The sequence below is a fragment of the Oerskovia sp. PE-21s genome, from assembly GCF_056158145.1.
Genome location: NZ_JBUXJM010000008.1, coordinates 103,587 through 126,960, shown reverse-complemented (window position 1 = coordinate 126,960; position 23,374 = coordinate 103,587). Strand labels below are relative to the sequence as shown.

22 protein-coding genes are annotated in these 23,374 nt (G+C 71.3%); 9 read left to right on the top strand and 13 right to left on the bottom strand.

Annotated elements, in window-relative coordinates; all coding sequences use genetic code 11:
* Nucleotides 1-126: 126 nt before the first annotated feature.
* The gene (locus tag ACZDYF_RS15725; protein ID WP_475059111.1) at nt 127-576 is read right to left on the bottom strand and encodes a hypothetical protein; all 450 of its coding nucleotides are present in this window, start codon (nt 574-576) and stop codon (nt 127-129) included.
* Nucleotides 577-600: 24 nt separating this feature from the next.
* On the opposite strand from ACZDYF_RS15725, the gene ACZDYF_RS15720 reads away from it, so the two are divergent.
* On the top strand, nt 601-741 hold the full coding sequence (locus ACZDYF_RS15720; protein ID WP_475059107.1) for a hypothetical protein: 141 nt from the start codon (nt 601-603) through the stop codon (nt 739-741).
* Nucleotides 742-781: 40 nt separating this feature from the next.
* Here ACZDYF_RS15720 and ACZDYF_RS15715 read toward each other — a convergent pair whose 3' ends face one another.
* Genes ACZDYF_RS15715 through ACZDYF_RS15705 form a run of 3 tightly spaced genes read right to left on the bottom strand, consistent with a single transcriptional unit; the run spans nt 782 to nt 4,017 of the window.
* Entirely contained in the window at nt 782-1,492 is a 711-nt protein-coding gene (locus tag ACZDYF_RS15715; RefSeq protein ID WP_475059103.1) for a hypothetical protein, read from the bottom strand.
* 12 nt (nt 1,493-1,504) lie between these two features.
* Nucleotides 1,505-3,766 (bottom strand): hypothetical protein, encoded by a 2,262-nt coding sequence (locus ACZDYF_RS15710; RefSeq protein ID WP_475059097.1) that lies wholly within the window; start codon nt 3,764-3,766, stop codon nt 1,505-1,507.
* Nucleotides 3,763-4,017, bottom strand: coding sequence for a hypothetical protein (locus tag ACZDYF_RS15705; RefSeq protein ID WP_191791194.1), 255 nt, complete (start codon nt 4,015-4,017; stop codon nt 3,763-3,765). The genes ACZDYF_RS15710 and ACZDYF_RS15705 overlap by 4 nt, the downstream gene beginning before the upstream one ends.
* 231 nt (nt 4,018-4,248) lie before the next feature.
* Between ACZDYF_RS15705 and ACZDYF_RS15700 the strand changes: the two genes are divergently transcribed.
* The 3 genes from ACZDYF_RS15700 (at nt 4,249) to ACZDYF_RS15690 (ending at nt 5,938) form a co-directional block, all read left to right on the top strand.
* Nucleotides 4,249-4,920: a hypothetical protein gene (locus ACZDYF_RS15700; RefSeq protein ID WP_475059089.1), complete on the top strand. Its 672-nt coding sequence runs from the start codon at nt 4,249-4,251 to the stop codon at nt 4,918-4,920.
* Between the two features lie 72 nt (nt 4,921-4,992).
* Nucleotides 4,993-5,262 carry a DoxX family protein gene (locus tag ACZDYF_RS15695; protein WP_475059085.1) on the top strand — a complete coding sequence of 90 codons (270 nt, stop codon included), beginning with the start codon at nt 4,993-4,995 and terminating at the stop codon, nt 5,260-5,262.
* Nucleotides 5,263-5,266: 4 nt separating this feature from the next.
* Nucleotides 5,267-5,938, top strand: a complete 672-nt coding sequence (locus ACZDYF_RS15690) for a M23 family metallopeptidase (protein ID WP_475059082.1) — start codon at nt 5,267-5,269, stop codon at nt 5,936-5,938.
* Nucleotides 5,939-5,962: 24 nt separating this feature from the next.
* Here the strand turns inward: ACZDYF_RS15690 and ACZDYF_RS15685 are convergent, their stop codons facing one another.
* The 5 genes from ACZDYF_RS15685 to ACZDYF_RS15665 form a co-directional block, all read right to left on the bottom strand.
* Nucleotides 5,963-6,451: a nitroreductase/quinone reductase family protein gene (locus tag ACZDYF_RS15685; protein WP_191791198.1), complete on the bottom strand. Its 489-nt coding sequence runs from the start codon at nt 6,449-6,451 to the stop codon at nt 5,963-5,965.
* A gap of 76 nt (nt 6,452-6,527) precedes the next feature.
* Nucleotides 6,528-8,162 carry an MFS transporter gene (locus tag ACZDYF_RS15680; protein ID WP_475059077.1) on the bottom strand — a complete coding sequence of 545 codons (1,635 nt, stop codon included), beginning with the start codon at nt 8,160-8,162 and terminating at the stop codon, nt 6,528-6,530.
* On the bottom strand, nt 8,159-9,169 hold the full coding sequence (gene glsA, locus ACZDYF_RS15675) for a glutaminase A (RefSeq protein ID WP_475059074.1): 1,011 nt from the start codon (nt 9,167-9,169) through the stop codon (nt 8,159-8,161). The genes ACZDYF_RS15680 and glsA overlap by 4 nt, the downstream gene beginning before the upstream one ends.
* Nucleotides 9,170-9,300: 131 nt before the next feature.
* The gene (locus ACZDYF_RS15670; protein ID WP_475059069.1) at nt 9,301-10,887 is read right to left on the bottom strand and encodes an MDR family MFS transporter; all 1,587 of its coding nucleotides are present in this window, start codon (nt 10,885-10,887) and stop codon (nt 9,301-9,303) included.
* A 171-nt stretch (nt 10,888-11,058) separates the two neighbouring features.
* Nucleotides 11,059-11,802: a DUF305 domain-containing protein gene (locus tag ACZDYF_RS15665; protein ID WP_475059064.1), complete on the bottom strand. Its 744-nt coding sequence runs from the start codon at nt 11,800-11,802 to the stop codon at nt 11,059-11,061.
* Nucleotides 11,803-11,963: 161 nt separating this feature from the next.
* On the opposite strand from ACZDYF_RS15665, the gene ACZDYF_RS15660 reads away from it, so the two are divergent.
* A complete protein-coding gene (locus ACZDYF_RS15660) occupies nt 11,964-13,697 on the top strand; it encodes a carbohydrate-binding protein (RefSeq protein ID WP_475059061.1) in 1,734 nt (577 codons plus the stop codon).
* Between the two features lie 199 nt (nt 13,698-13,896).
* Here ACZDYF_RS15660 and ACZDYF_RS15655 read toward each other — a convergent pair whose 3' ends face one another.
* From ACZDYF_RS15655 to ACZDYF_RS15645, 3 genes are all read right to left on the bottom strand, one after another.
* Nucleotides 13,897-17,502, bottom strand: coding sequence for a beta strand repeat-containing protein (locus ACZDYF_RS15655; protein WP_475059058.1), 3,606 nt, complete (start codon nt 17,500-17,502; stop codon nt 13,897-13,899).
* A 193-nt stretch (nt 17,503-17,695) separates the two neighbouring features.
* Complete coding sequence (locus tag ACZDYF_RS15650; protein WP_475059052.1) at nt 17,696-18,097, bottom strand: (R)-mandelonitrile lyase; 402 nt, start codon at nt 18,095-18,097, stop codon at nt 17,696-17,698.
* Complete coding sequence (locus ACZDYF_RS15645; RefSeq protein WP_475059049.1) at nt 18,097-19,035, bottom strand: helix-turn-helix transcriptional regulator; 939 nt, start codon at nt 19,033-19,035, stop codon at nt 18,097-18,099. The genes ACZDYF_RS15650 and ACZDYF_RS15645 overlap by 1 nt, the downstream gene beginning before the upstream one ends.
* Nucleotides 19,036-19,188: 153 nt before the next feature.
* On the opposite strand from ACZDYF_RS15645, the gene ACZDYF_RS15640 reads away from it, so the two are divergent.
* From ACZDYF_RS15640 to ACZDYF_RS15630, 3 genes are all read left to right on the top strand, one after another.
* Entirely contained in the window at nt 19,189-19,359 is a 171-nt protein-coding gene (locus tag ACZDYF_RS15640; protein ID WP_475059045.1) for a hypothetical protein, read from the top strand.
* Nucleotides 19,360-19,428: 69 nt separating this feature from the next.
* Nucleotides 19,429-20,478 (top strand): zinc-binding dehydrogenase, encoded by a 1,050-nt coding sequence (locus tag ACZDYF_RS15635; protein ID WP_475059042.1) that lies wholly within the window; start codon nt 19,429-19,431, stop codon nt 20,476-20,478.
* 114 nt (nt 20,479-20,592) lie between these two features.
* Nucleotides 20,593-21,285, top strand: coding sequence for a DUF6518 family protein (locus ACZDYF_RS15630; protein ID WP_475059039.1), 693 nt, complete (start codon nt 20,593-20,595; stop codon nt 21,283-21,285).
* Nucleotides 21,286-21,438: 153 nt separating this feature from the next.
* On the opposite strand, the gene ACZDYF_RS15625 is transcribed toward ACZDYF_RS15630, so the two are convergent.
* On the bottom strand, nt 21,439-22,053 hold the full coding sequence (locus ACZDYF_RS15625; RefSeq protein ID WP_475059036.1) for a flavodoxin family protein: 615 nt from the start codon (nt 22,051-22,053) through the stop codon (nt 21,439-21,441).
* A gap of 193 nt (nt 22,054-22,246) precedes the next feature.
* Between ACZDYF_RS15625 and ACZDYF_RS15620 the strand changes: the two genes are divergently transcribed.
* Nucleotides 22,247-23,128 carry a universal stress protein gene (locus ACZDYF_RS15620; protein WP_475059033.1) on the top strand — a complete coding sequence of 294 codons (882 nt, stop codon included), beginning with the start codon at nt 22,247-22,249 and terminating at the stop codon, nt 23,126-23,128.
* The last annotated feature ends 246 nt before the right edge of the window (nt 23,129-23,374 follow it).

The window sequence follows — 23,374 nt, the reverse complement described above, 5'->3', positions numbered from 1 at the left end:
GGCGTCGCCAGATCGGACGGCCTCACCGCGTCCGAAGCCGCCGGAGAACACCCCACGAGCGCGCCGACGGCGAGCGCCGCGAACCCCACGATTCTCCACGTTCTCGCGTTCAACAGTTCTCCCTTTTCAGTCCCTGTGATCGGGCGTGCCGCTGGTGGCCCCTGCCCGGCCTGCGTTGATCGCCGCGTCGACCAGGTCGTTCATTGCGAGCTCTTCGGCCTCGGCCACAGGCCTCCCCGCCGCGACGTGTCGGTCCACGGCGGTGTTCCACTCCTGGTCGTGGTGTCCGGTTGCGACGAGCGTTCCCAGGAGGTTGCTGACGTCGGTGTGTTGGCCGACGAGCATCGTCTCGACGCTCGCGTCGCCTGTCACGCCGGTCGCGGCCCGCGTGTTCGCCCAGGTAGCGGTTGCCTTCTTGCCGAGCGCGGTCACGATCTCCCCGTACACGTACTCGACCCCGACCCCTCCCTTGACCGGCGCGAGGCCCGCGATCGACGACGCCTTGTCGATGATCGCCTGGGTCTGCTCGTCGTCGAAGGCCGCCCGGAGGTAGGCGGCCCCGTTGCTGGATCCCATGGCGAACCCCTGGAGGCTCGTGATGTGCGTCGCCACATCGCTCTGCACGAGGCCGTGCATCGCGGTGACCTGTCCGTCGAGGTCAGACGGGAGCGGCTGGCCCGCGTCGTCCGGGGAGTGGTCGAGACGGCGCCGTACGAGGCGCTGCTCGAGCCCCTGGCGTGATCTGCGCCTCGGGGTTGAACAAAGCCTCGAACCACCCACCTCACCCGGCCGGTGACTGACTCGAAGCACCCGACGGGCTGCCCTTGACGACGTCCTCGGGCTGGAAAGGCTCGACCACGGGCACAGGATCGAACCACCCGATGCTCCGTTGCGACGGCACGCATGCGAACGAACGAGTCCGTTCCCCCTCGTCCACGAGGTCCTGCGGAATCTCCCCCAGCCCACTCCGCAGACGACCGTCCTCACCCTTCACGACCTCGTACGCGTAGAGCTTCCACTCCGCCGCTCCGTCCACCGACATGTCCTGCGCGGACACCCAGGTCCCCGCGAACTCGCACACCACTACCGTCGCGCGCTCGCCCGAGGGATCGGCGTCGACCCGTATCGGATCAAAAGCCAACGGAGCCAGTACGACCAGGTGATCGTCGGGCTCCTCCTTCGCTCGGCCCGTCACGAGTGTCTCGGTGCCTTCGATGAGAGCCGGCGTCGTCGTGCTCCACAGATCCGGATCACTGAAGTCGTGCTCATTGACCGCCAACGCCCGGTTCAGCTCCGAGGCCCGCACCGCCTGTACCCATGGATCGGACTCCAACGGTCCAGACGGCTCACCCCCCTCCCACCGCATCCCCGGCGTCGCCAGGTCCGACGGCCCCTCACGCCCGGCGGGCACGGGAGAGCACCCCACCAGCACCACCGCCCCGAGCAACACGCCCACGACGCCCGCCGCGCCATCCCGCACGGTCACTGCCATCTCGTCTCCTCGTCAGTCCCTGTAGTCCGGCGTGCCGCTGCTCGCTCCGGCCCGGCCTGCGTTCACCGCGGCGTCGACCAGGTCGGTCATCGCAAGCCGTTCGGCCTCGGCCGAGGGCAGCCCGGCCGCGACATGGCGTCCTACGGCGGCGTCCCACTCCTGGTCGTGGTGTCCCGTCGCGACGAGCTCGGTCAGCAGCTGCCCGACAGCGGCACGCCGGTCGACCAGCATCGACTCGACGCTCGAGTCGCCGGTCACACCTGCCACAGCCCGGGCGTTGAGCCAGGAGGAACCCGTCACGTGCTTGCCTACCGCGGTCACCATCTCCCCGGCCACGAAGTCCACGCCGAGCTGGAGACCGGGAGCGGACACCGGCACCAGACCGACGGCCGACGAGGCCACGTCGACGAACGCCTGGTTCTGCTCGTCGTGGTAGGCCGCCCGGAGATACGCGGCCCCGTTGCCGGACCCCTCGGCGAAACCCTCCAGACTCGTGACGTGCGTCGCGACGTCCACGAGGGTCGGCCCGCGCCCGTTGGCCGCGTCGGTGCCGTACTGGTCGATCTCGCCGAGGAGAAGCCTCCCTAGCGCGCTCTGCGTGGACCCGTTCTCGCCGACGATCCCCATGACCTTGCCGAGCGCGGCATCGGAGACGTTGGGAACGGAGTGATACGAGCCGTCCGAGAGGAGAACCCTCTCACCGACGACGACCGTTCCCTTCTGCGCCTCGGACTCGTGCGTGATCGGGTACATCGCGAAGTCCCGTACGTGAACTTCGAGGACACGGTAGAGGTTCTGTGCGCCGAGGTCGTTCACCCCGACCGGGGTGAGGGACGTGTTGTTCCCCAGGGCATCCACGACCTGCCCGGTCAGAGCGGCCGAACGCTTCTCCGCCCCAGGATTGGGAACCTCGGCTGTCCGTCCGCCCTCGACATGCAGTGCCCCGGCCCACAGTGCAGCCGGCCCTGCGAAGCCGTCCCCGGTCGTCCCCGTGGCCCAGTCACGGACGCCGAACCAGTAGTCGACCCGGCCCCAGTCGATCTCCCCCGTGTCACCGTTCTGGGGCGTCAGCCACGCCATAGCCTCCGTCGGGTACAGACCGAGCGTCTCGAACACCCGACCCGTCGCATCGTCCGACGGTGCTCGACCGGCGACGTCAGGGTGGTCGTTCCAGCTCAGGTACCGGCCGCCGGAGACCGCGCTCTGGTCGATCACCGCTGCGACCCCCACCCGCTCGGTCGGACGCTCCCACGCGTCCAGCCGGTCTGCGGCCGCGACGGCCAGCGAGGGACCCATCGGTGCTCCCGATGCGTCGCCGAAGATCCATCCGAGCGTCGAGAACGATCCGCCCACGACAGGGCTCGCGCGGTGCAGCATGCCGTCGACGAACGATGCCGCCTGCTTCCCGCTCCAACCTTGCGAACCGGTCGAGAGACCCGCGCGGAGCGCGAGGGCGGTCGAGGCGAGCAGACCTGGGTCGAGGGTCTCGTTGTCCACGCCCCCCATGGCCGTCCCGAGGGTGTTGACGAGGTCACGCGTCCGTTCCCCGCCGAGAGCCTGGAAGTAGGCGTCCATGACGACGGGGTCCTGGCCCCAGGCGTCGAAGAAGCCCCGCAGGTAGGTCACGTCCCCGCTCTTCAGGTCGCCGTCCAGGGCCTGGTCGGCGAACCGGGTGTACGCATCGACGAGCTTGGCCGTGCTCAGCACCTCGACCCCGGTGATCCCCGCTCGGGACAACACCTCCTTGCGCTGGGCCCACCCCGAGGACGCGGGGACCGCCAGCGCGACCACCAGCGTCTCGTCCAGCGCCTGACGCTGGGTCGCGAGGTCGCGCAACGCAGCGTTCGCCGCGTGCTCCTCCTGCGCGGCCTGGTCGGCGAGCATCGCCTTGCGCGCCACGACCGCCGGGCTCGCCCCCGCATCGAACCCGCCCATCGCGTAACGCATGCGCTCGGCGTCCTCACGTACCTGCCGATGGAACACCACCTGCGACTGCAGGGCCATGACAGCGTCCGCGTACCTCTCCAGCGCGGCGTGCACGGGACCGACCACCTCGGCCAGCCCCGCCTGGCGTGCCCGCACCGACCCCGCCTCCACCTGCCACGCCGTGGCGGCCTCACCGTCCCACGTCTGCGGACCGAGCGTCCCGCGCACCCCTTCGACCCCCGCCGCGACCTGCGTCAGCGCGTCCTGGCACCGGCGCAAGGTCGCCGCGAACCCCAGCGGGCCCATCATCACGCCCGCCCCCGGGTCCTCCTCGTCCCACCGGATCACGACATGACCCGAGCCAGCGCCCCGTCGGCCTCCTGCATCGCCTCCGCGACCCCCGTCGCGTGAGCGGCCAACCCGTCCACCTCGCCGCGTGCGAGCAGAAGGTCGGTCGAGAACCACAACGCCCATTCCTCCACGGCCGCAGCCACGGCCGCGCTCCCCACGTCCTCGCACCACGCCTGTACCCGCTCCGGCACCTGCCCCGCCAACGACACCAACCGGGCGCCACCGCTCGCCAACGCCTCGAACGACACGCTCAGATCCCCAGCCACCACACAACCCCCTGCATCCCCCTGTGCGGCGGGAAGCGCCCTGCCGACGGCCGCACACTAGCGGAACTCCGGACCCGCCCGGGTGCGGGTCCCGACCGCGGACGGCGAGCCGCAGGTTCACCACGACCACGGGACGAGCCTTGGTCCGAGCGGGCCTGGTAGCGTCCTGCTCTTCGGCAGGCCGCACCGACCGGAGCCCTGGAGAAGACCTCGATGCTCCACGTGAACGACCTCGCCGCGGCCGTCGCCCGGATCGACCGTCTCTTCGGCGGCCCGGCGTCCCGCGTCGACGCCTCCGCCCTCGACCGAGGGTGTGCACGGTGCTTCAGCGACCCCGAGGACGCCCTGCTCCGGTCGGGGAACGCGCTGCTCCCGGACCAGCTCGTCGAACGTGTCGCGGCGAAGGACCCTACCCACTGGTCCGACCAGCCGGCTCTCGTCCGCCGTGTCCTGCCGCAGCTGGTCCGACTGCTCGCCGACGGTAGGGCCACGGACGCCCGGTGGTGCGCCCGGGGCCTCGTCGCAGCGGGCTGGCACGGGTGGCCCGACGACCAGCGACGGTCGGTCGAGGGCTTCCTCACGACCTGGTGGCGGCACACCCTCCGTACGGCGCCGTCCTTCGGGCGGATCCGCGAGGTCTTCACGAGCTGTGCGATCGCGAGCCTCACGGTCCGGCCATGGCTCGACGTCTGGGACGAGGAGGCCACGCAGAGCGGGTCCGTGCGTGAGCTGCGCGCACGGTGCATCGCGGACTGGCACGAGGATCTCGCCCGGTACGGGTCGACCTTTCCCTGCTGGTGGGGACCCGACGGGAGCGAGGAACGCGCCGTCGAGGCGCTGACGGCTTGGATGCTCGACCCGGGCGGCCGGGCCCACCCGAGGTGAGGGCCGCCGTCGGGCGCCGTGCCAGGAAGCCTCCCGGATGCCAGCCGACCCGACCGCGAGGACCATGGCCGCATGACGAAACTGCTGACCGCCGACCCACCGCCCGACACCCTGCCTCGCCGGATCGGGCGCGTCGCGGTGGGGCTGATCGCGGCGGCGTTCTTCGTCGTGATCTTTCCCGGGAACATCGGGCAGTGGCTCGAGCACAAGGACGGGTTCGGGCTCGACACCGACGCCATGCGGTTCGGCAGGTTGTTCTTCCAGCCCGTGCTCGTCGCGTGGGCGCTGTGGTCGACGGGGGCGTTCAGCGCCCTGCGACGTGCGCGGGCCGACCGCCCCTGACCGCATGACCGTGACCCTCGCGCTGCCGTTCCGCGGGCGGTGGCTCGTGCAGAACAGCCCGGCCCGACGCGTGCCCAGCCACGGCGTCGACGTCCTGGGCCAGCGGTTCGCGATCGACTTCGTGGGCGTCGACGACCGGGGCCGCACGGCGACCGTCCGCGACTGGCGCACCGTCCTGGCGACCGAGCCTCCCGAGCGCTTCGTCGCGTTCGGTCGCTCGATCCTCGCGCCGGCGGACGGCGTCGTGGTCCAGGTGCACGACGGCGAGGAGGACCACGCGGCCCGTCGCTCCCAGGCGACGCTCGTGCCCTACGCGCTGGGGGCCGCGGCTCGGCTGCGCGAGGGAGTTCACGCCGTCGCCGGTAACCACGTGACCGTCGCGCTGCGAGGCCCCGGCGCGTTCGTGTCCCTCGTCCACCTGCGACGCGGGTCCCTGCGGGTCCGGGTGGGCGACGAGGTGCGCGTCGGGCAGCCGCTCGCCGAGTGCGGAAACTCCGGGAACTCGACCCAGCCGCACGTGCACCTGCAGGTCACGGACAGCGCCGACTTCTCCGTGGCGCACGGCGTGCCGGTCGCGTTCCGCGACTTCCGCGAGTGGCCCCGCGGACGAGGCGAGCCCCTCGACCGGGCGACGGGACTGCCCGGGGAACGCTCCGTCGTCGGGCCGCTGGGGTGACGACCCGCCCCCTCGGCACCCCGGTCACGCGACCGGCTGGAGCCGGAACAGGCGGACCACGCGCCCCGAGTCCCGCTCGTAGGCCCTGTACCCCGGCCACTGCGCCTGGATCAGGTCCCACGCAGCCTCGCGCTCGTCGTCGTGCTCGACGAGCGTCGCCCGCACCCGCATGTCCCGGCCACGGACCGTGATCGACGCGTCAGGGTGCGCCAGCAGGTTGTACGTCCAGGCGGGGTGCCGGTCGCGCGCGAACGACGTGCCCGCGACGATCGCCCGGCCGTGACCGTCGGGCGTGTACATGAGGTAGGTGCTGCGCGGCTCGCCCGACCGCGCGCCCGTCGTGTGCAGGACGAGCGACGGGACGAGGATCGCGCTGATCTGCCACCGCCCGCCCGACACGCGCGCGAGGAACCGCTCGACCGGCGGCAGCACGACCGGCCCGGCCCTGCGGAAGGCCCGCGTGCGCGTGAGCGGGGCAACCAGGGAGCGGACGACCTGCAACAGGGAGGTCATGCCCCCATGATGGCCGGGGTCGCCGCGGTGCGCGCGGCCGCGGGCCCCTGCCCGAGCGCCCCGACCAGGCGTCGTGTCACACCGCGGGCTCGGGCGACGGGTCGGGGATCTCCCCGCGTCGGTAGCGCGGGAGCCGGCTGGCGGGCAGGATCGCGGTCGCGCTGACGCCCGCGAGGATCAGCAGACCGATGCGCAGCGTGTCGAGGCGGCTCTGCTCGTTGATCGTGACGGCCGCGTCGACCTGGGCCTGGTTCGCGTCGGTCTCTTCGAGGACCTCGCGCAGCTCCTCGTTGCTCACGAAGTTCACGTTGTCGAGGTCCACCTGCGCGACGAGCGACGGCGGCAGCTCGGGGTGCTCGACGACGGAGCGGGCCACGCTGATGCCCAGGACCGTCACGAGCAGCGCCCCGACGACCGCTGTACCGACGGCCGACGCAAGGTTCTGGGTGGTCCCGCGGATCGACCCGACGTCCCCCGCGAGCGTCTTCGGCACGGCCGTGACCAGCACGTTGAACACCAGCGTGACCAGCGCGCCCTGCCCGACCCCGAACACCAGCAGCCCGAGGATCGTCGGCACCGTCTCCCAGTTGTTCGTGACGACGAACGACAGCCAGGTGAGCGCGCCCGTCGTCAGGACGAACCCGAAGACGCCGATCGTGCGCGGGCTGAACCGCCCGTAGAAGCGCACGACGAGCGTCGCCGTGACGAACACCGTGAGGTTGAACGGCATCATCGCGAGCGCAGTGTCGAAGGGCGTGCGACCCTGCACGATCTGGATGTACAGGGGGACGGTGAAGTTGAGCGCGGCTTCGAGCGCCACGACGACGAACATCGCGTACACCGCGGCGCGCTCGCTCGACGACCCGAGGACGGTCAGGTCGACCAGGGGTACCTTCCCTGCTGCCGCTCGTCGCCGCGTCCACCAGAAGAACGTCTGCCCCAGCACGACACCGACGACGACGAACAGCGGCGCCGGGGAGACCCCGACGACCGAGAAGGGCGCGTCGGGCGAGGCGTACAGCAGCCCCCACGCGTTGAGGTTGTTGAACCCCAGGGTCAGCAGGACGATCGCCGCGCCGATCAGGACGGCCGCCACGAGGTCGATCCGGATGCCCGGGTCGCCGCGGTCCGAGCGCAGCCGAAAGCTGAAGGCGAACACGACGACCGCGAGGAGCAGCACGATCCCGAACACGGGGCGCCACCCGACCAGGGTGCCCAGCGCGCCGCCGATGAAGAAGGCGCTCACGCCGGAGATCGCCCGGGCCGAGCCGAGGGACCCGATCGCCGTCGCCTGCTGGGGCCCGTGGTAGTTCTCGGCGATGAGCGCGACGAGCGCCGGGACGATGATCGCGGCGGACGCGCCCGCGACCGCCTGGCCCGCGATCGCCCATCCCACGGTGGGCGACAGGATCATCATGAGCGCGGACAGGGCGAACGTCGCCACCACGACACGGAAGACGACGACCCACCCGATCCGCTGACCGAGCTTCGCCCCCGTCATCACGAGCGCCGCTACCGCGAGCCCGTAGACGACGATCGTCGAGCTCACGACGGTCGGTGGCACGCCGAACTCCTCGACCATCCCGCCCAGCGACACGGGCAGGGCCGCGACGTTGAACGACATGAGGACCTGGGCCAGGAACAGGCCCACCATCGGGACCCAGGACCCTCGGACCTCGGTGGCGGTGGGCTCCTCGCCGACACGGCTCACGGGCGGGACTCCGTCTTCTCCGGGACGTGCACGGACGACGCGAAGAGGTTGAGACCGAGGGCGCGGGACAGGTAGGCCGTCGCGCGCTGACCCCGGACGCTGTTGCCCGCGGAGTCCAGCGGTGGCGAGAACGTCCCGATCGCCCCCTTTCCCGGCGCCACCGCGACGACGCCCCCGGCGACCCCCGACTTCGCGGGGAGCCCGATCTCGAAGAGCCACTCCCCCGACCGCTCGTACAGGCCCGTCGAGGCCAGCACCGCGAGGGTGTCCCGGCAGACCTGCGCCGAGACGACCCGCTCCCCGGTGACGGGGTTGACCCCGCCGTCGGCGAGGGTCGCGCCCATGACCGCGAGGTCGCGCGCGGTCACGCGCAGCGCACACTGACGCGTGTACACGTCGACCACCTCGAGCGGGTCGGTCTGGATCCGTCCGTAGCTCTCGAGCAGGCGCGCGATGGCCCTGTTGCGGATGTTGGTCTCGGACTCGGACCGGTAGACGACGCCGTCGAGCTCGAGCGACCGGCCCGCGAAGCGCGAGAGTCCCGTCCGGACGTTCTCCCACTGCTCGGCGGGCGTCCCGCCGGGCATCATCGCGGTCGCCGCGAGGGCGCCGGCGTTGACCATGGGGTTCATGGGGTGACCGTCGTTGAGCTCGAGCGCCATGACCGAGTTGAACGGGAGCCCGGTGTTGTTGACACCGACGCGGTCCCGCACCGCCTCGTGCCCGTAGGCCTCGCACACGAGCGCGTAGACGAACGCCTTGGAGATCGACTGGACCGAGAACTCCACGCGCGTGTCCCCCGCCTCGTGCATCTCGCTGTCGACCACGGCGACGCTCACACCGAACAGCGCGGGGTCTGCCGTGGCCAGGACCGGGATGTAGTCGGCGACCGCTCCGGCCGTGAGGTCGCGGTACCGGGCGTGCGCCTCGACGACCAGGTGCTCGACGCGGTCCCACCGGGGCAGCGCCCCGGTCGCAGCCACCTGTTCGACGTCGTCGACGTCCATCGCGCACCGCCCGTCTCTGGAACCCTCCGTGATGCTCCCACCACGTTCGCGAGGGCGCACTCGGAGACCGGAGGCCGGTGCGGGAGGTGACGATCGTCGCCCGCCCACACCCCCTGCCCCGACGACGTCGCTCACCGCTCGACGGCCGCTCCCCTGGCCACCAGGCCCGCCTTGTCCGACAGCTTGATCTCCTTCATGAAGAAGGCGATGACGAACCCCACCACGCCGAGCGGGACCAGGTACCAGAACGCGGGGGCCAGTGCGTCGGTGTACGCCGTGACGACGACGTCGTGCAGCTGGGCCGGCAGCTCCTTGACCGCCTCCGGGGTGAGGGTGTCCGGGCCGAAGTTCGCCGGGACGTCGCTCGGGGGCAGGCCCTTGGCCGCGTCGGTCAGGTTCGTCGCGAGCCTCGTGGTGAACACGGTCGAGAACACGCTCGTACCGACCGCGGCACCGATCTCCCGCAGGAAGTTGTTCGTCGACGTCGCCACCCCGACCATCTCGGGGGCGACCGAGTTCTGCACCGCGATGACGATGGTCTGCAGCACGAGCCCCAGCCCGAACCCGAGCACGAAGATCATCGCGCCGAAGGTCACCATCGAGATGTCGGCCGTGAGCTGCGTCAGCAGGACCAGGCCGATCGTCGCGATGCCCATCCCCAGGATCGGGTAGATCTTGTACCGGCCCGTGCGCGCGATCAGCAGGCCCGAGCCGATCGCCGTGATCATCAGCCCGACCGTCATGGGCAGCATGAGCAGCCCGGACTCCGTGGCGCCGTAGCCCTGCGCCATCTGCAGGAAGGTCGGCAGGAACGACAGCGCCGCGAACATCGTCATGCCCAGCACCAGGGCGATCGAGACCGACACGGAGAACGTCGGGCTCTTGAACAGGTGCAGCGGGATGAGAGGGTCGGCCGCCCTGGTCTCGACCACGAGGAACCCGACGAGCGCGAGCACCGCCACGACCAGCACCGTCAGGAGGGCGGGGCTGCTCCAGTCGTACTTCTTGTCGCTCGAGATCGTGCTCCAGCTCGTGAGGAGCACGATGCCCGCGGTCGTGACGGCCATCAGGACCGCACCGCCGACGTCGAACCGGCGGCTCGGCGTGCGGGACGGGAGCCGGAGCTTGAACCAGGCGATCGCCAGCGCGGTCAGCCCGATCGGCACGTTGAGCCAGAAGCACCAGCGCCACCCGGGGCCCTCGGTGAACCAGCCGCCCAGCAGCGGGCCGGCGACCGTCGCGATGCCGAAGACCGCGCCCATGGGCCCCATGTACTTGCCGCGGTCCCTGGCCGAGACGATGTCGGCGATGATCGCCTGGCTCAGGATCACGAGGCCCCCGGCCCCCAGGCCCTGGACCGAGCGCCACACCACGAGCTCGACGAACGAGCCCGACAGCGCGGACCCGGTCGACCCCACCACGAAGATCGCGATCGCGACCAGGAAGGGCAGGCGTCGCCCGCGCACGTCGCCGATCTTGCCGTAGATCGGCATCACGATCGCGATCGCGAGCAGGTAGGCCGTGATGATCCAGCCCTCGTCCTGCGCGGCGCCGAGGTCCCCCACGATGGTCGGCAGCGCCGTGCCCACGACCGACTGGTCCAGCGCGGACAGGAACATCGCGGCCAGCAGGGAGCTGAAGATCACGTAGACGGTGCCCTTGGAGAGCACGATCTCCGGCTCGCTCGTCGTCGTGGCACGGGACGTGGCGTCGCTCATCGCAGCTTCCTCACTGGCGCACCGGACCTGGCAGCGCCCGTCGGGAGATCTCGGGACTCGCGTGCGGAGGATGCGGCCGGCCCCCGACGAGAGGGTCGTCGGTCGCGTCCCTCGATGGTCGTACGGTGGCCCGGAGGGCGCAACACCTGACGGACTGCCGCTACCCCGGGCTCAGAGCCCGTCGAGGAGATCGCGCATGCGGTCGATCTCGCCGCCCTGGCCCGACGCCGTCTCGGCGGCGATCTCGTGCGCGAACAGGTCCTGACCGTCGACGAGCACGACGTCGACCATGTCGAGCGCGCCCTCGTGGTGCGCGATCATGCCCTCGAGGAAGAGCCGGTCGAACGTCGCCCCGCTCGCTGCCGCGAGCGCCGCCATCTGCTCGTCGGTGAGCATCCCGACGGCGGCCTCGCCGTGGGTCCCGTGCCCACCGTCCGCACCGTCGGGGACGCGCGGGCCCGTGCCGGCCGCGGTCTCGGCCCCCTCGGGCACCTCGACGTCGCGCGCCTGCAGCCACGACGCGAGCGCATGGATCTCCGGTCCCTGCCCGGCGGTGACGCGCTCGGCGAAGGCGCGGACGGCGTCAGACTCCGCGCGGTCCGGTGCGAGCGCGGCGATCTGGAGGGCCTGCAGGTGGTGCTCGATCATCCCCGCGACGAACCCGACGTCCGCCTGGTTCCAGGAGCCCTCCGCCGGGGCACCGTCGAAGTCCTCGGGTGCGACGGTCGCGTTCCCCTCCCCCGGCAGCCCTGGCTGGACGACGACGCTCGACGGCGTCGAGGTCGGTGCCGCCTCGCCCGTGCACCCCGAGACCCCGAGCGCCAGGCCGACGACGACGAACCCCCAGGTCAGCGTCCGGGCGCCCGGGCGTGGGGCGCTCGCCCACCCTGCGTTTCCAGCGGGAAAACTCCGCATCGGCTCTGTTCCCTCCGTGTAAAACCTCGCCGGAACCATCCCGTTTAAGTGGTGCATGTCACATTTGACGGTCAGAATGCGCAGAACCCTACCAAGGAGGTGTTTCCCTCGTGCATCGAAGAACGCACAGGCGCAAGAGCCGGGTACTGCTCGCCTCGTCCGTGGCCGCAACCCTCGCCGTCTCCTCGCTCGCGGTCGCGTCGGGCGCGTACGCCGAACCGTCCGACGGATCTCCGGAGGCGGTGGCCGAGCTCCTCGAGCAGGCTCCGTCCTCCCTTCCCGCGCAACGCCTCGCTCCCCTCGCCCAGGCCACCGACGTCCTGGCCCCCGGGGAGATCGCCGGCAGCCCTAACCTGACCCTCGTCGCCAACATCCCCAAGAACGGGGCCTTCGCGCCCGAGGGCCAGTACAACAGCGACCTCGCCTTCCAGGGCCGTTACGCCTTCGCCGGCAACTACGGCGGGTTCACGGTCTACGACGTCGCCGACCCGACGAACCCCCAGCAGGTCGCGCAGGTCGTCTGCGCCGGCTCCCAGAACGACATCTCGGTCTACGGCGACCTGCTCGTCCTGAGCACCGACTCCTCGCGCAGCAACGCCTCGTGCGACAACGTCGCCCAGAGCGCGACGATCAAGGAGTCCTGGGAGGGCCTGAAGGTCTTCGACATCTCCGACCCGACGTCGCCCCGGTACGTGTCGGCCGTCGAGACCCAGTGCGGCTCGCACACGAACTCGCTCGCCCCGTCGAAGGACGGCAAGGACCTGTTCGTCTACGTCTCGTCCTACTCTCCCAACGCCGCGTTCCCCGACTGCAAGCCGCCGCACGACCTCATCAGCGTCGTGCAGATCCCGATCGACGACCCGGCGGCGGCCGAGCTCGTCTCGACGCCCGTCCTCTTCCCCGACGGCGGCAACCCGGGCGGCAACGGCTCGAGCACGACGTCCGGGTGCCACGACATCACGACCTACCCGTCGAAGGACGTCGCGGCAGGCGCGTGCATGGGCGACGGCATCCTGATGGACATCTCCGACCGTGCGCACCCCGTGGTCACCGAGGTCGTGCGGGACACGACGAACTTCGCGTTCTGGCACTCGGCGACGTTCAACAACGCGGGCACCAAGGTCGTCTTCACCGACGAGCTCGGCGGCGGCGGCGCGCCCACGTGCAACGCGACGGTCGGACCGGAGAAGGGCGCCGACGCGATCTACGACATCGTCGACGGACAGCTCGTGTTCAAGAGCTACTACAAGATCCCTCGCGAGCAGGCCGCGACCGAGAACTGCGTCGCGCACAACGGCTCGCTCATCCCCGTCCCGGGCCGCGACATCATGGTCCAGGCCTGGTACCAGGGCGGGATCTCGGTGTGGGACTTCACGGACTCGGCCAACCCGGTCGAGGTCGCGTGGTTCGACCGTGGCGCGCTGTCGCCCGACCGGCTGATCCTCGGCGGGTCGTGGTCGGCCTACTGGTACAACGGCGCGATCATCTCGAACGACATCCAGAAGGGCCTCGACGTCCTGCTGCTCGACGACCCGGTCACCAACGCCGCGAAGTCGGTCCTGACGGACGAGCTCAACCCCCAGGCCCAGCCGACGTACGTCGAACCGGCCGCGTGGTCGAAGAAGACCGCGTACGCGGGCGGAGCGACGGTCACGTACGGCGGCGCAGTCTGGCGGGCCCAGTGGTGGACCTCGAGCCAGACCCCCGGGGACCCGTGGGGCCCGTGGGAGGAGATCGCGGGCGTCGACTCGAAGGGCGTCGGGGCGTGGAAGCCCACCCGGGTCTATTCCTCGGGGGACACCGTGACGCACGACGGCACCACGTACACCGCGAAGTGGTGGACGAGGAACCAGGCCCCCGGCGACCGCTGGGGACCGTGGGCGCCGCAGGGCTGACCTGCGTCTCGCCCGGGCCCCGGCCCGGGTGAGCCACTGCCCGACGGCGCCGCTCGCCTCACAGGTGAGCGGCGCCGTCGGGCTCCGGCTCGTCCGGGATCAGCCGGGTCCCGCTCGGCGATGTCCTGACACCTGGCCACCCTCCGTGGGCGGCCCTGACCGGAGCCGGTCGGCCACCCGGCCGAGGACGAGCATCGCGTCACGGCTGGTCGTGGCTCGTGCCCCGACGTCTGCGGGCAAGGGCGGCCGCTGCCAGGCCGCTCAGGACGAGAGCGCACGCGAGCAGTGCCAGGGGGCCGAGATCCGCTCCGGTCGTCGCGATGAGACGACCGGCTGCGGGGGTGTCCGCCGAGGTGTTCGAGGGGTCGGTGGGCAGGGTCGGCGGGGGCGCGGGGGTCGGCGGGGGCGCGGGGGTCGGCGGGACCACGGCCGCTGCGACGGTCCACACGCCCTCGGTGTCGTTGTTGGTGGGGCTGGCGCTGGTGTCCGTCGCGAGCGTCGGCACGACGAGGGGGTTGGCGAGCTCGGCGATCACGTCCGCGAAGCCGTCGCCGTCCAGGTCGGTCGCGTCGGGTTCGACGAGCGGAGCCACGTACGCGACGTTCTTCATCTGCGTGTCGGCGTCCACGACCTCGGTGATGCGCACGACCACGGTCAGGACCGGGCCGTCGGCGCCCACGGGCAGGTCCGAGTCGGCGGTCGCCACCAGGCCCGCGACGGAATAGCCGGCGCCGGTGAAGGAGACCAGCTCGACGCCGTCGGGCAGGAGCTGGGTGACCGTCCACCCGGCCGGCGCCGGCAGGGGGCCGTCGTTGTGCGGGACGAGCGTCCAGGTGACCTCGTCTCCCGTCGCGAACGGGCCGGCTCCGGCGGGCCCGAGAGCCTCCGTGACGGTCAGGTCGATGCAGTTGCGCGGGTAGAGAGCGGGCGCGGCGGCGACCTGGTCGACGCGCGCACCCCCGCCCGCGTACACGACGACGCCGTCCACGATGCCGGTCGCCCTGCACTGCGAACCCCAGTCGTTCGGATCGCCCTGGTCCCTGGCGTCCACGGCGACCAGCGCCCCGGCGACGTCGCTCTCGTAGTCCGCGGTGGGGTCGGTGTCGTCCCCCACGATGGCGTTGCCGAACGTGCGGACCGCGGTCGAGTCGGCGGGGAAGGTGTTGCCGACGACCTGCGCGGTGTCTGTCGTCGCGCGCCACGCGGCGGAGGTGCTGCCGAGCGGAGGCGGGTCGACGAGCGGGAGGACGGCCAGTGCGAGCGCCTCAGGAGCCGGGTCGGGTGCCGGCTCAGGTGCCGGTTCCGGCTCGGGCGGCGGGGTCGGCCCGGGAGTACCCACCTCTCCGAAGCCCTGGTCGTCGAGCGAGCCGACCTGGACGAACGGGCCGGTACCCGTGAAGTCGTTGTTCAGGACGCTGAGCCCCGAGGACGAGTGCGACCCGGTCTCGCCGAGGTTCTCGTAGTACGGCACCACGCGGACCGCGGCATCGAACGCCGGGTTGGTGGCCGTGAACGCGATGTCGTTGTCACGAACGACGACGTCGTGCGCGGGGGTGATCTGCACGACGTACGTGTTCGTCCCGGTCACGACGTTGCGTTCGAAGGTGAAGCCCCGGAACCCGAGGGGCAGGTAGACGCCGGTGATGTTGTCGGTGAACTCGTTGTCCGCGAAGACGACGTCCCGGCTGATCTGGGTCAGGTCCTCGGTGCTCGACTCGGTCGGGTTGATCGTCAGGTTGGCGATGCCGACGTTGCCCGTGAAGGTGCTGTCGCGCAGCTCCAGGCCGGTGGCCGACTCGGAGTAGATGCCGTACCAGGTCTCGGCCGACACCGTGACGCGGGTCAGGATCGCGTCGTACGTCACGTCCAGGTAGATGCCGGTCGAGCCGCCCGTGATCACGGCGTCGGTGACGGTGACGCCCTCCGAGAAATAGGTCCGGACCCCGTTGGTCCCGTTCTGGTAGGACGTACCGGCATGACCGGTGATCGTGATCGTGTCGATGGTCAGGTCGCTCAGGTAGCGCCCGTAGACACCGCTGCCCGTGGCGTCGATGGTGGCGTTCGTGATGGTCGCGCCACCGTTGTTGTTCAGGGAGATGCCGTTGCCTCCCGAGAGGACGGCGTCGGTGATGGTGGCGCCCGGGACGTCCTTGCGGAACGTGCCGTCGGTGCGCGACATGATGCCCGTGACGAACGCGTCGGTGACCGGCCGCACCACGGTCGCGCCCTGGGAGACCGAGAGGTCGATGCCGACGGAGCTGCCGAACATCGTGCCGGTCACGTGGACGTCGGTCAGGACCGCGCCCGCGGTCGATCCGATGGACACACCGGCATCGATCGCGCCCGTCACCGTGACGTCGGTGGCGATCATCCCGGTCCCGGTCGTCGCACCGAGCGTGCGCACCCCGTAGCCGAAGTCGCTCACGACGATCCTGGAGACCACGGCGCCGGTCGAGCCGGACAGGTCGATCCCGACGCTGTTGCGGATGCTGTTGCCGGTCACGGTCGTGTCCTCGATACGCGCCCCGGTCGTCGCGCCCGTCGTGATCCCGAAGGTCGCCGCCGCGCCCACGGGCGTGGTCGTGACGGTCGAGCCGGTGATGACGGGGCCCGCGCCGGTCGTGGTGAGTGCGGTGCTCACCCCTACCGGATATCCGGCCAGGTTCGCGCTGGTGATCACGACACCCGTCGACGCCTGGAGGTCGATGGCCGCGACCGTCCTGTTCGCGATGCCCGTCCCCGAGATGGTCACGCGCGTGAAGGAGGCCCCCGTGGTGGCCCCGGTGTTGACCGCGTTGGCGGTCGCCCCGGTCACGGTCACGTCGGTCATCTGCACGCCGGCCCCGGTCTGGGCGGGGGTCTGGGCGTAGGCGCGAGCAGCGCCGGTGATGGTCGAGCCGTCGACCGTGACCCCGGTGGCGCTGGCAGCGTTGATCGCGGTGGCCACCCCCGTCGTGGCGGTCACCGTGAGACCTGTGATCGTGACGCCGGTGGTCCCCGTGAGGTTGATGCCCGTGACCGAGGTCAGCGCCGCAGGGTTGGTGATCGTCAGTCCCGTCAGCACTGCACCCGTTCCGGTCACGGAGACGACCGCCCGGTTGGCCAGGTTCGGCGAGAGGGTCAGGTTCCTGGTCGTCAGTCCTCCCCCGGTGACGGACCACAGGGCGACGATCTGCGACGGCGTCGCCGAGGTCACGGTGACGTCGCGCGGCACGGCGAGCGTGCCCGTGAAGGTGAAGGTGCCCTCGACGACGTGCAGCGTGTCCCCGGCCGCCGCCGCGTTCAGTGCTGCCTGCAGGGTGACCAGGGTCGGGGGCTGTACCTCTCCCCCGACCCAGGCGACGGGGACGTTGTTGGCGGGGTTGACCACGATCGGGTCGGCGAGAACCACGGCTTCGTCCTGCTCGGCCGCCACCGCCACCGTCTTGGCCTCGGACGCGGGGCCAGCCTCGGGGACGGGCGCGGCAGCTGCCAGCTCCGCCGCGCTCTCGGTCGGCGCGTCCGCGGGTTCCGCAGTGCTCTGCGGGACGGGTTCCAGTGCACCCGGGGGTCGGGGCGCGGGTGCGTCGACAGCGGCGGCCGGTCGAGGCGCCGCTGAGCTCGCGTCGGCCCCCGGCCCTGCGGGGTCCGCGGGGCCCACCTGGGTACCGACGGCGGGCTGCTCCGTCGCGCCGTCCGCCGGGGCGTCGTCGACGGCCCACGCGCCCGAGCCGGGGAGCAGGAAAGCGGCGACCAGGGCCAGGACGACGAGTCCCCGCCCCGGGCGCGACCGGACCGGACGACTGCTCAGCCTGGTGTTGGACATCTCTGACCCGCCCGCTCGTCGACCAGCATCGGTTCGAGGCCCCCGAGGCGGAGCCTGACGTCTCCACGTCACCGTATCCACGGGCGGCGGCGAGCGCGAGCCGTGTCCCCTCAGCGGGTGAGAGGTCGCGCCGTGTCGGCCTGCAGCGCAGACCACAGGGCGGTCATGGTCTGCGCGACGGTCACCGCCTCGCTCACCGGGCGGCGTACTCGGCGTCGGTGACGTGCTCGAGCCAGGTCGTGCTCCGGGCGGGGTCGTCGGCACCCTCCGAGATCGCGAGGTGTTCCATGAAGGAGTCGGGGGCAGCGCCGTGCCAGTGCTGCTCACCCGGAGGGCAGTACACCGTCTCGCCGGGCAGGGCCCGGACGACCGCGCCGTCCCTGGTACCGACCAGCGCGACACCGGAGACGACATGGAGGAACTGACCGCGGGCGTGGACGTGCCAGGCGGTGCGTGCACCGGGGGCGAAGCGAACGCGTCCGACGACCGTGCGTTGGTCGTCGTCCTGCGGGCTGACGATCATGTCGAGCCAGACGTCGCCGGTGAACTGCTCGGGCGGGTTCTTCGTCGTGGGGGTCTGCGGCAGGTTACGCATCAGCGTTCTTCTCCTCGAAGCGTGGACGGGGACGGGGACGGGGACGGGGCGGGGCGTTCCTCCTGCTCGCGGGTCGCCGCCCAGGACGCGAGGAGCTTGAGCCCGTCGTCGGACGGGGAGCCGGGGACCGCGGTGTAGACGTTGAGCTGCAGACCGGTGTCGGCGGGCAGTTCGAGGGCCTCGTAGTCGAGCTCGAGCGTGCCCACTGCGGGGTGGTGGAAGACCTTGGTGCCCGTGCGGTGGAGCCGCACGTCGTGCGACGCCCACAGCCGGCGGAAGTCCTCGCTGCGTGTGGAGAGCTCCCCGACCAGTCCGGTGAGGGCCGTGTCGTACGGGTTCTTGCCCGCCTCGGCCCGCAGGATCGCGACCGCGTCGTGCGCGATGCGGTCGTACCGGTCCCCCCAGAATGCCCGTGCCGCCTCCGCGTCGAGGAACTGGAACCGGGCACTGTTGACCGGCCTCTTCGCGATCCGCTCGGGCGACTCGTACATGGGCGAGTACAGGGCCCGCCCCAGCGTGTTCGCCCCGAGCACGTCGAGCCGACCGTTGCGCACGAACGCCGGCGCGCCCTCCATCGCGTCCAGGATCCGCTGGACGGCCGGACGGAGGACGGGCGCAGAGGTGCGCCTGGCGCGTGACCGGGCAGCCCCGGACTGGTTCGCCGCGCGGGCGAGATCGAACAGGTGGTGGTGCTCGGCCTCGTCGAGCTGCAGTGCCTGGGCCACGGCCTCGAGGACCTCCTCGGACACGCCGCCCAGGTTCCCGCGCTCGAGGCGCGTGTAGTAGTCGACGCTCACGCCCGCGAGCATCGCGACCTCCTCGCGGCGCAGACCTGGCACACGCCGGTTGCCGCCGTACGCGGGCAGCCCGGCACGCTCGGGGGTGATGCGCGCCCGGCGGCTGGTGAGGAACTCGCGGGTCTCGGCCTTCAGGTCCATGCCTTCGACGGTACGGCCGACGCCTCCCTCCTGGGAGGTTCTGCTGGTACCTGGGGCTCCCTTGTCGGAGGGGACCGGCGCCGCGACGTCGTGTCCGAGCGGGGTACCAGCAGGACCTGCCTCATCCGGCAGACACCTCCTAGCGTGAAAGGCATGACGACGAACCCGATCCCCACCCTGACGCTGAACGACGGCACCGAGATGCCCGCCCTCGGGTACGGCGTCTTCCAGACGCCCCCGCAGGAGACCGTCGACGTGGTCACCGAGGCGCTGCGTACCGGCTACCGGCACATGACACCTCCACCTACGGCGCGCACGAGCTGACTCCCGCGGCGCGGCGCCGCTGAACCACCTCTTTCCCTGAACCATCCCCGCACCGAGAGGCACCACCTCATGCGAGCAACACTCATGTACGGCGCCGGAGACGTCCGCATCGAGACCGTCCCCGACCCCGTCCTCCAGCAGCCCACCGACGCCGTCGTACGCGTCGTGCGGGCCTGCGTCTGCGGGTCGGACCTGCACCCCTACCACTCCATGCGCGGCTCGACCCGGGGCAACCCGATGGGCCACGAGCTCATCGGCGTCGTCGAGGAGACCGGCAGCGCCGTGACGAACGTCAAGAAGGGCGACTTCGTCATCGCCCCGTTCGCGTTCTCCGACAACACCTGCGTGTTCTGCCGAGAGGGCTTCCAGACCTCGTGCGTGCACGGCGGCTGGTACGGCTCCCCGGAGACGGGCGGCCTGCAGGCCGAGCTCGCGCGCATCCCGCTGGCCGACGGCAGCCTCGTCGTCGTCCCCGACGTCGACCCGGCGACCGCCGACGAGGGACTGCTGAACTCCCTGCTCACCCTGTCCGACGTGTACCTCACCGGCTACCACGCGGCGCACGTGGCACAGGTGCTGCCCGGCCAGATCGTCACCGTGATCGGTGACGGAGCCGTCGGGCTGTCCGCCGTGCTCGCCGCCAAGCAGCTCGGCGCCGAGCGGATCATCCTCATGGGCCGCCATACCGCGCGCACCGACCTGGGACGCGAGTTCGGCGCGACCGACGTCGTCGCGGAGCGTGGCGCCGAGGGCATCGGCAAGGTCATGGACCTCACCGGAGGCGAAGGCTCGCACGCCGTGCTCGAGGCCGTGGGCCACATGCCCGCCTACGAGCAGGCCTACGGCGTCGTCCGCCCCGGCGGGACCATCTCCCGCGTCGGCGTGCCCCAGTACGAGGACGCCCCCGTCGGGTTCGGGTCCCTGTTCGGGAAGAACGCACGCCTCGCCGGCGGCCCCGCCCCGGTGCGGGCATACCAGGAGGCCGCGATCGCCCAGGTCCTCGCCGGGGAGATCGACCCCGGCAGAGTCTTCGACGCGACCCTGCCGCTCGAGGACGTCGCCGAGGCCTACCGCCTCATGGACTCCCGCGAGTCCCTCAAGGTCGCCCTGCGGCCCTGACCACCGGGGGTGGGCGCCCTCGGCCTCGGTCGTCCTGCCACGGTAGGACCCCGGCGCGCTCGCGTCCGACGACGGGCTGACGCCCGGACGCGAGCGCGCGCCTAGCGTCGAGGTGTGCCCGACCCGACGTCTCTCCACGCCCCCCTCGACGACCGATCGCCCGTCGCCCCGGCCCGCCCCGGCGGGACGACGGCGTCCAGCGGACAGCCCTGGTCGCGCGGCGCCCTCGTGCTCGCCGCGAGCTTCCTGCTCGGCGGGCTCACTTCTTTCGCCCAGGGATTCCTGCCCGACGCCGCAGCTCCCTTCGCGAACTCGGCGAGCGGCTGGACCCTGCTCACGGCGCTCCTCGTCACCTGGGCGGCACGCGACCCGCGGACCCGGACATGGCACGCCGCCGTGCTCGGAGCCGCGAGCTTCGTGCTGCTCGTCCTTGGCTACACCGTCGCCGCCGACGTCCGCGGGTACGTCTACGACCCGACGCTGTTCGGGGTCGTCGGCCTGCTCGTCGGCCCGTTCGTCGGTGTCGCGGCGGCGTGGCTGCGTACGGCGGGCATGCGCGCCGCCCTGGGCGCGGCGCTGCTCGCGGGGATCGGCCTCGGCGAGTCCGTGTACGGGCTGACGACCGTGGCGGAGACGACGGGAGCCGGCTACTGGGTCGCGATCGGGCTCGTGTCGCTCGCCCTGCTCGCCCTCATGCTTGCGCGCGCCCTCCGCAGCACCCTGCAGGTGGCGCTGGCCGTAGCGGGTACCGCCGTCGTCGCCGCGGCGTTCCTCGTCGCCTACCGCGCGCTCGGCACGATCGGCTGACGAGCCAAGCGCCCGGAAACCCACCCCTGCTTGATTCGCGAGACGAGGAGCACCCGGTAGACCGGTCTGGACGACGGGTCACAGCGAGGAGAGCGTGGCTCTTGGCCGTACGTCACCCTGGCGGCAGTCCAGTTCCCAGACGGCCCGCGCTGCTCAGGGAGTTCTGTCGCGGGTGGGGGGAACCTGGTTCGCGATCGCCACCGCTCGCCCGAGGTGGCGACCCCATTCCTCGGCGCGTTCGAGCTCCCCAGGGTGCAGAGGGCCCTCGCTTCCGTCGACGTAGAAGGAGTGGGGGTCGTCGATCAGCGTGATGCCCTTGGCCCGGAGCATGTCGGCGGCCTCTCTGGCCGCGCTGCCAGGGATGTATCGGAACGACGAGAGCCGGGTGTCGAAGACCACCACAGAGCGCCCGCTGGTCTCGTCGATCAGTGCCTCGAGCCACTCGCGGATGCCACCCGCCTGCTCACAGTGGTCGCGATGCTCTTTCGCAACCGCCTGACGGCTGTCGGGGCGTGACATGCCGAAGGTGTGGGTCGGGCCGCCCAGGACGACCAACCCGGCGTCGAGGATGTCGGCGGCTGGGCCGAGCGCAGGGAGCTGCACCTCGCGCACCTGCACCTGGTGGGAAAGGCCTCGCACGATGGCCTGGGCGATCGCGCGAGTGTTGCCGAAGATCGACTCGTAGATCACGACGGCTTCCATGACGTCCTCTCCTGGGTCCTTGGTGGCGGGCACCATGACGATGAGGAACTTCGAGAACCAGCCCATCACAACCACCAGCGAACAGGAAGGGCCCAAGTCCCTGCCGGTTGGGGTCGTTCGACCCGGTTGCCGAAGGTGTGCGCAGGGCAAAGACTGAAGGGGTCGAAGAGACTCCGCACCCGCCCGACGCACGAGGCTGTGCTCCGTGCCCCGATGCTGCTGCGAGGTCCATCGCAAACCGTCAGAGCGGGGGAACCTCATGTCCGAGAACCGTGTGGTGGTAGGGATCGACGGCTCGACGAGCAGCCGGTCGGCGCTGATCTGGGCGGCGCACGAGGCCCACCTGCGAGAGGTCGACCTGCTCGTGGTGCACGCACGGTTTCGGCCCGCCTACGACGTCCTGTTCGCCGGCGGGTTCTACCTGCCACCGATCGCCGACGAGGGCGAGGAGGTCGCCGAGATCCTGCGGGTAGCGACCGGGCTCGTCGAACACGTCGCACCCGACCTGGAGGTGAAGGTGTCGGCCCGTCCAGGCCCAGCAGCACTCGCCCTGCTGGAGGCCGCCACCGAAGGCGCCGGGTGCGTCGTCGTCGGGTCCCGCGGCCTCGGGGCCTTCGGATCGCTCTTCCTCGGGTCGGTCAGCATCCACGTGGCTGCACGCTCGCCCGTGCCCGTGGTCGTCGTTCCCACCGATACCACGTTCTCCACCACAGGTCCGGTCGTCGTTGGCGTCGACGGATCACCGCACGCCCAGGCCGCGGTCCACGCAGCAGCCGAAGAAGCCGCGCGCCGCCACGTCCCCTTGGACATCGTGGCCGCCTACACCGTCCCGACCGACCTGCTCGTCACGCCCCTGGCAACGTCGCGCGACGAGTTCCGCCTGGCCTTCCAGATCCAGGCCCAGGCGAACGCCGAGACCGCCGCCCACGCCGCTGGCGATGCCCACACCGTACGCACACACGTCGCCGAGGGCCCACCCGCCCGTGAGATCGCCCGCATCGCCGAGACCGCATCCCTCGTGGTCGTGGGCTCCCGTGGCCACGGCGAGATCACCGGCCCAGTCCTCGGATCCGTCAGCCAGACCCTCCTACGTCATGCCACCTGGCCCGTCCTGGTCGTCCACCACACCTCGACCGACTGATCCCGACCGCGCATCGCACGCCGGTCGCGCACAGCAGCCCACGGCCTCTCTCGTCGTGCGCTACAGCGCTGCTGACTCTGAGACGGCTAGAGCATCCCGATGTCATCGCCATCGGCCCGTGCGTGCGCCAGCTCTACCCTCGACGGGCCGATGTCGGCTATGCAAGATGGACGGAAGAACGTACGAACCAGACTGCATCGCGGAGGAGTCCAGCAGCGCTGACGTGAGGTATCTGGAGGATGACCA

Bases quoted from the DNA above. Each gene is read 5' to 3' on its own strand.
- ACZDYF_RS15625 (WP_475059036.1), bottom strand. From the start codon at position 22,053: ATGGGCTGGTTCTCGAAGTTCCTCATCGTCATGGTGCCCGCCACCAAG.
- ACZDYF_RS15655 (WP_475059058.1), bottom strand. From the start codon at position 17,502: ATGTCCAACACCAGGCTGAGCAGTCGTCCGGTCCGGTCGCGCCCGGGG.
- ACZDYF_RS15665 (WP_475059064.1), bottom strand. From the start codon at position 11,802: ATGCGGAGTTTTCCCGCTGGAAACGCAGGGTGGGCGAGCGCCCCACGC.
- ACZDYF_RS15685 (WP_191791198.1), bottom strand. From the start codon at position 6,451: ATGACCTCCCTGTTGCAGGTCGTCCGCTCCCTGGTTGCCCCGCTCACG.
- ACZDYF_RS15635 (WP_475059042.1), top strand. From the start codon at position 19,429: ATGCGAGCAACACTCATGTACGGCGCCGGAGACGTCCGCATCGAGACC.
- ACZDYF_RS15650 (WP_475059052.1), bottom strand. From the start codon at position 18,097: ATGCGTAACCTGCCGCAGACCCCCACGACGAAGAACCCGCCCGAGCAG.
- ACZDYF_RS15700 (WP_475059089.1), top strand. From the start codon at position 4,249: ATGCTCCACGTGAACGACCTCGCCGCGGCCGTCGCCCGGATCGACCGT.
- glsA (WP_475059074.1), bottom strand. From the start codon at position 9,169: ATGGACGTCGACGACGTCGAACAGGTGGCTGCGACCGGGGCGCTGCCC.
- ACZDYF_RS15640 (WP_475059045.1), top strand. From the start codon at position 19,189: ATGACGACGAACCCGATCCCCACCCTGACGCTGAACGACGGCACCGAG.
- ACZDYF_RS15690 (WP_475059082.1), top strand. From the start codon at position 5,267: ATGACCGTGACCCTCGCGCTGCCGTTCCGCGGGCGGTGGCTCGTGCAG.
- ACZDYF_RS15725 (WP_475059111.1), bottom strand. From the start codon at position 576: ATGGGATCCAGCAACGGGGCCGCCTACCTCCGGGCGGCCTTCGACGAC.
- ACZDYF_RS15620 (WP_475059033.1), top strand. From the start codon at position 22,247: ATGTCCGAGAACCGTGTGGTGGTAGGGATCGACGGCTCGACGAGCAGC.
- ACZDYF_RS15670 (WP_475059069.1), bottom strand. From the start codon at position 10,887: ATGAGCGACGCCACGTCCCGTGCCACGACGACGAGCGAGCCGGAGATC.
- ACZDYF_RS15645 (WP_475059049.1), bottom strand. From the start codon at position 19,035: ATGGACCTGAAGGCCGAGACCCGCGAGTTCCTCACCAGCCGCCGGGCG.
- ACZDYF_RS15695 (WP_475059085.1), top strand. From the start codon at position 4,993: ATGACGAAACTGCTGACCGCCGACCCACCGCCCGACACCCTGCCTCGC.
- ACZDYF_RS15715 (WP_475059103.1), bottom strand. From the start codon at position 1,492: ATGGCAGTGACCGTGCGGGATGGCGCGGCGGGCGTCGTGGGCGTGTTG.